We start from the raw sequence: 6,091 nt of genomic DNA on the forward strand, positions 1-6,091 counted from the left end.
GCGAAATCTTTAGCAACACCACCGTACACTTTTGCAAGTGTAGTACAGATAGCAGCTGTTAGAGTTGTTTTACCGTGGTCAACGTGGCCGATAGTACCAACGTTAACGTGCGGTTTTACGCGTTCAAATTTTTCTTTAGACATGGATAGTCCCTCTAGGCACGGTATTTGGTGGCATTACGACCACACAACCAATCATGGGTTTGTAGAGTATATATCAAATGTTTGAGAGTAACTTGGGAGGAGTGGTGCTAATAGGCAGAGTCGAACTGCCGACCTCACCCTTACCAAGGGTGCGCTCTACCAACTGAGCTATATCAGCACACAAAAGTGTGGAGCGGGCAGCGGGAATCGAACCCGCATCATCAGCTTGGAAGGCTGAGGTAATAGCCATTATACGATGCCCGCAAAACTCGTAACTCGTAGAGCTATTCAAACGTTTGAAAATGGTGGAGGGAGATGGATTCGAACCATCGAAGGCAGAGCCGACAGATTTACAATCTGTTCCCTTTGGCCACTCGGGAACCCCTCCAGGGGTGTAGCAAAAAACTGGTGCCGACTACCGGAATCGAACTGGTGACCTACTGATTACAAGTCAGTTGCTCTACCTACTGAGCTAAGTCGGCGTAATTGCTGCGCATTCTAGTGAATGCGTATAAATCTTGCAATACTTTTTAGTGATTTTTTCTGCTTTTTTTAGTGACTGTCTGTTTTATAGCCACTAACGGCATTTTGCATAAAGAGCGAGCCCTTCAAGTACCAACTCAGATTTATGTCGGTAATGCTTCGCCCATGAAACGGGCAAATGACGAACACCACCGCCACATAAAATCACTTCAGGCTCAGCGCCTAATCTGTCTTTTGCTTGCTTGAGGCCGTATTCAATCAATCCAAGTAACGCAGCTCTACAGCCGTTTTTAAGACCATCGGCTGTATTATCGGAGAACGTTAATGTTTCACTGTGTTCACGATCTGAAAATACTTTAGTCGTATTTTCTAATACTGACTTCATCATTAACTGGTAACCAGGAGCTATCCAACCACCGAGATGTTTCCCGTCGTCAGACATCACATCGAATGTAAGCGCAGTACCAATATCAACAATGACCGTTGGCTTTTTGAATTCTTGACGAATAGCGACCAACGTCAACCAGCGATCAACGCCCAGATACTGGTACTCAGCATAGGCATTTTTCACACCAAAGTCTTTACGCAGTGTTTTAACTTGAAGCACTGGTATATTGGCCAGCTGCGCAATACGCTGAATGGAGTTATCTACTTCAACAGGACCAACACTCGCGAAAACGATCCTGTGAATTCCGTTTTCTAACAGGGGTTCTAATACCATTTCTAGCTTTTTGCTAGGATAGCGTCCTAATAATTCCAGTTCGCCAGTTTGAAATAATTGGGCCACTTTCACATAAGTGTTACCCGCTTCTATTAGTAATTGCATCAACAACCTCTGAGGCTGATTTCACCACCGATATAAGGCGTTACACCCTGCTCGGTTTCTAGTAATAACCCACCCTGTTTATCGATACCGCGGGCAATTCCTTCGACCACACGTTCTCCAATCAATAACTTTACAGGGCGATTCAAAAAATTATCGTACTCATTCCAGCGTTCGACAAAACCTGCAAGACCAACTTGCTCATATTCCAATAACGTTTGCTGAAGCTGGGCGATCAAATTAGCTGCGAGTAAATTCCGTGAAGGTAAGATCTCACACGCATCAGCTAAATTCGTCCATAGTTGATCGATATGCTCACCTTCACGATCTGGCATTGCTATATTTAATCCCATCCCAATGACTATATGCGCAGCATCACCCGCCTGCCCTGTCATTTCAGTCAGGATCCCAGCTAACTTTTTGTCCTGAAAGTACAAATCATTTGGCCATTTTAGCTTAATACTCTGCGCACCAAGAGAGGTCAATGTGTCAGCGATGGCAATACCAACAACGAGGCTTAATCCCATCGCTGCAGCCATCCCGGCATCGAGACGCCAATACATGGACAAATACAAGTTACTACCAAAAGGCGATAACCATTGTCGACCTCGACGCCCTCGCCCGGCCTGTTGGTACTCAGCCAAACAAACCGAACCACTTGGTAATTGACCTACACGATCCAGTAAATACTGATTGGTAGAATCAATAACAGGAAGCAAGCTTAAGTGTGAGCACTTTACCTGAGCCAAAATCTTATCACAATCAAGCAGTTCGAGCTCTTTAGCCAAACAGTAGCCTTTACCTTGCACTCGAAAAATATCTAAGCCCCAACTTTGCAGTGTTTTGATATGTTTACTAATTGCAGCTCGAGAGATACCAATAGCTTGGCCTAATGTCTCTCCCGAATGAAAAGAACCATCAGATAATGCACGTATAAGTGCCAAGCGTGTCGCATGCTCTTTCATCGTATAACCTCAGCCAAATGCGTTTCGGCTGTCGCTGACATGAAGCGCACCTCATGCTCTAAGAGAATGCCAAATTTCTGTTTTACCTGCTCAACAACATAAGCGGCTAGCTGTGTGACATCTTTCGACGTTGCTGTACCTGTATTGATCAATACCAAAGCTTGCTGCTGATGCACTTTTGCACCACCAATCTGATGTCCTTTCAGCCCGCACTGATCAATCAACCAGCCAGCTGCGAGTTTACACTCCGTATCCGACACACCATAACTTGGTAAATTAGAGTAAGAAACCAAAATCTTGTCGCGCTGGGCAACAGCAATGACAGGATTTTTAAAAAAGCTTCCTGCATTACCTATCACATTTGGATCTGGCAGTTTTTCTTGGCGGATACTACACACACGCTCGAAAATATCACGGGCAGTCACAAAGTCGCTCTCTAGTTCAGATAGTGGACCATATGATAACTTCGGCTGCCACTGCCGCTCCAGTAGCAACCCAACAGCAATTATGGCTTTATTTTCTTTATGAGCACGCTTGAAAATAGAATCTCGATATCCAAATAAGCACTGACTATTAGATAAGCGTTGCTGCTCCCCGGTGACAAGGTCAAGCACATCAACATATTCACAAACATCTTTTAGCTCAACACCGTAAGCGCCAATATTTTGAATAGGCGACGAACCAACACAACCAGGGATCAACGCTAAATTTTCTAAGCCAGGCATCTTATTATCAACCGTCCATTCAACCAATTGATGCCAATCCTCACCCGCACCAACATGAAGGTGAAAGCCCTGCTTCGATTCAGTAGTTGTGATACCTTTAATACGGTTAAGTACAACGACGCCTTGGAAAGGGGCGGTAAATAACATATTACTTCCCTGCCCTAACAATAGCTTAGGTTGGTTCTGATACTCTTCACTCTGCCAAATTGAAAGTATATCCGTCGGGCTATTAGCCTCGATGATAACATCAGCGTTCACATCCAAATGGAATGTATGAAAAGGGGCAAGCGACCTTTCTGGCAAAATATTCATGCGTCTATCGAACCATACCTTTGTATAATATTCGTTGCATTTTAACCGATTCATTCAATCAACGCAGTGTTTTCCCATGAGTAAGCTAAGTTTCCACATATTACAACCTATCCGCTTCCCTCTTATTAATCGTCTATACAAGAGCTACTACCCTGCAGGAAAAGCAAAGAGAGATGAAACAATATGGATCGGCGAAGATGAATCGAACATCGTATGTTGTGTTCGTTTCAAAGCAATCGAAGGTATTCAATTGCTAACAGGGATGCTTGTGAAACCAGATTTTCGAGGACAAAGAATCAGCGAGCAATTACTAGTAGCTACTATAGAACAAATTGAGAAGCAACCATGCTACTGCTTTGCTTTTAGCCATCTTGTCACCTTATACCAGAAGGCTAATTTTGTTGTCATCAATGATAATGAATTACCCCACTTCCTTGCATCTCGATTCAAACGCTACAGTGATAGTGGTAAAAGCCTTGTACCTATGATTTATCAAAAACCTGCGTTAAGTCAGAACTAAGGCTAACTCTGCTATACATGTGATGGTGTTTAATCTTTTTCTGATATAATTGCCCATCAAATTAACAGATTTATATCGTATAGGCCGCGAAACGAGGCGATGATGGATTCAGCTACAGTCAATAGACAGCTCATTGAGCAATTACCACGTATTGCACACAAACCGGAAGACCTTGAAACCCTGCTAGATGCGGGTTCCTTTCGTGAACGTTTACTGAGTGAGATTGCACAAGCAAAACATCGCATTTATCTTGTGGCTCTTTATTTACAAGATGATGAAGCTGGCCGTAGCGTACTGCAAGCCTTATACGATGCTAAGCAAGCTAACCCAGAGTTAGATATTAAGGTCTTGGTTGATTGGCACCGCGCCCAACGTGGGCTAATTGGGGCTGAAAAATCAGATGGTAATGCAGCCCTATATCGTGAATTTGCTGAGAAACACCAATTCCAAATTGAAGTGTTAGGCGTCCCTGTTCGTAATCGCGAAGTCTTTGGCGTACTGCACCTCAAAGGTTTTGTGATCGATAATAGCGTGATCTATAGCGGAGCAAGTCTAAATGACATTTATCTTGCTCAGCATAATCGTTACCGCTATGACCGCTACCACGTCATTCGCAATCAACACTTAGCAAATAGCATGGCTAACTTTATCAGCAACGTGTTAGTTGATAGCGATGCCGTTAATTGCCTCAATCAAAAAAACAGACCTGAAACTAAAAACCTCAAGGGAGCTATTCGAAAACTGCGTGGCTCACTACAGCGTGCAAGTTACGAGTTTGATGCGGAAACTATTGATGACAATCAAGTAGGGTTAACCCCTCTCGTTGGATTAGGCAAACGGAAGAATAAGCTTAATCGCCATATATGTACGCTTATTGCAAGTGCTCAAACAGAGCTGACAATCTGCACGCCTTACTTTAACTTCCCACGCAGCATTAGCAGTGAAGTTCGTAGAGCTATTCGGCGCGGTGTAAAAGTGACCATTGTTGTCGGTGATAAAACAGCGAATGACTTTTTCATTCCGCCCAATGAACCTTTCAAAACAATTGCAGGCTTACCTTACTTATACGAAGTGAACCTACGCAATTTTGCCAAACAAAATGAAGCTGCCATTGCACAGCGCCAACTTTCAATCCATCTATGGAAGCACAATGACAATAGCTTCCACCTTAAAGGTATTTGGGTAGATAAAAAGTACATGCTGATTACAGGTAACAACCTGAATCCTCGCGCTTGGAAGCTAGATCTTGAGAATGCCATTTTAGTACACGATAAACATCAACTTCTTGCTGAACAAAAACAGCAAGAGCTAGATCAGATCCTGACTCATACTTTACGCATTGATAGCTACAAATACATCGAGAAAATCGAGTCATACCCAGCGCCAGTTCGAAAGCTGATTAAACGAATCAAAACGATTAAAGCAGACCATATCCTTAATCAGATCCTATAATCGAAACTGCTAATTAACACGCAATTCAAAGGCCAGTGATATCACTGGCCTTTTTCTTTCCTGACTTTCGCTAACACCACCGACACAAATGAAATGGAGGGGTATTGCGAGTCAAATTTATAGGAAGTAAAAGAGCAGCAAGAATTCTAGATGGGAAAATAGATCTTCTAAATTAAAAGCAGCCATACCGAACATCAGTGCGACCTCGACGTGTCAGGCCGCTAAGCTCGCCAATAAAAAGGCTACACACGAAACAAAATCAACCGATGTCACCGATGATATTGCGCAGGGAAAAACGTTGAGAGCAAGGCCAGCGATTGCTGGAACTAGTAGGCTAATGTCACATGAGCTAACGCAACTATCAGCGTTTTTAGCCAGTAATAGACGTAAAAAAGCCCAAGTCGTAAGACTTGGGCTTAGTATCAGTGGCGGAGCGGACGGCAGTTGCCATACCTAACCTCAAAGCGACCCCGACGTGTCAGGCCGCTTATCTCGCCAATCAAAAGGCTAACCCACTGAACTATCGCTCAGAGAGACCCTTTCATAAGTTTCAGACGTAAAAAAGCCCAAGTCGTGAGACTTGGGCTTAGTATAAGTGGCGGAGCGGACGGGACTCGAACCCGCGACCCCCGGCGTGACAGGCCGGTATTCTAACCAACTGAACTACC

Annotated in this window: 6 protein-coding genes and 4 tRNA genes; 2 read left to right on the forward strand and 8 right to left on the reverse strand. The window is 43.8% G+C overall.

Features of this window, described 5'->3' with window-relative positions; translation table 11 throughout:
- From ASV53_RS22045 to murB, 8 genes are all read right to left on the reverse strand, one after another.
- Positions 1-143: GTP-binding protein (locus tag ASV53_RS22045; protein WP_239928780.1), on the reverse strand; the 143-nt coding region annotated here is incomplete at its 3' end.
- A 102-nt stretch (positions 144-245) separates the two neighbouring features.
- Positions 246-321 (reverse strand) — tRNA-Thr (locus ASV53_RS22050).
- Positions 322-332: 11 nt separating this feature from the next.
- A tRNA-Gly gene (locus tag ASV53_RS22055) sits at positions 333-407 on the reverse strand.
- A gap of 39 nt (positions 408-446) precedes the next feature.
- A tRNA-Tyr gene (locus tag ASV53_RS22060) sits at positions 447-531 on the reverse strand.
- 18 nt (positions 532-549) lie between these two features.
- A tRNA-Thr gene (locus ASV53_RS22065) sits at positions 550-625 on the reverse strand.
- A 95-nt stretch (positions 626-720) separates the two neighbouring features.
- Positions 721-1,452, reverse strand: a complete 732-nt coding sequence (locus ASV53_RS22070) for a type III pantothenate kinase (protein WP_094958699.1) — start codon at positions 1,450-1,452, stop codon at positions 721-723.
- Positions 1,452-2,414: a bifunctional biotin--[acetyl-CoA-carboxylase] ligase/biotin operon repressor BirA gene (birA, locus tag ASV53_RS22075; protein ID WP_094958700.1), complete on the reverse strand. Its 963-nt coding sequence runs from the start codon at positions 2,412-2,414 to the stop codon at positions 1,452-1,454. Before birA ends, ASV53_RS22070 begins: the two co-directional genes overlap by 1 nt.
- The gene (murB, locus tag ASV53_RS22080) at positions 2,411-3,451 is read right to left on the reverse strand and encodes a UDP-N-acetylmuramate dehydrogenase (RefSeq protein ID WP_094958701.1); all 1,041 of its coding nucleotides are present in this window, start codon (positions 3,449-3,451) and stop codon (positions 2,411-2,413) included. Before murB ends, birA begins: the two co-directional genes overlap by 4 nt.
- Positions 3,452-3,527: 76 nt before the next feature.
- Between murB and ASV53_RS22085 the strand changes: the two genes are divergently transcribed.
- A complete protein-coding gene (locus tag ASV53_RS22085) occupies positions 3,528-3,971 on the forward strand; it encodes a GNAT family N-acetyltransferase (RefSeq protein WP_189337942.1) in 444 nt (147 codons plus the stop codon).
- Between the two features lie 102 nt (positions 3,972-4,073).
- Positions 4,074-5,423, forward strand: coding sequence for a CDP-diacylglycerol--serine O-phosphatidyltransferase (gene pssA / locus ASV53_RS22090; protein WP_094958702.1), 1,350 nt, complete (start codon positions 4,074-4,076; stop codon positions 5,421-5,423).
- The last annotated feature ends 668 nt before the right edge of the window (positions 5,424-6,091 follow it).

It is taken from the genome of Photobacterium sanguinicancri, from assembly GCF_002265265.1.
Lineage (GTDB): Bacteria > Pseudomonadota > Gammaproteobacteria > Enterobacterales > Vibrionaceae > Photobacterium > Photobacterium sanguinicancri.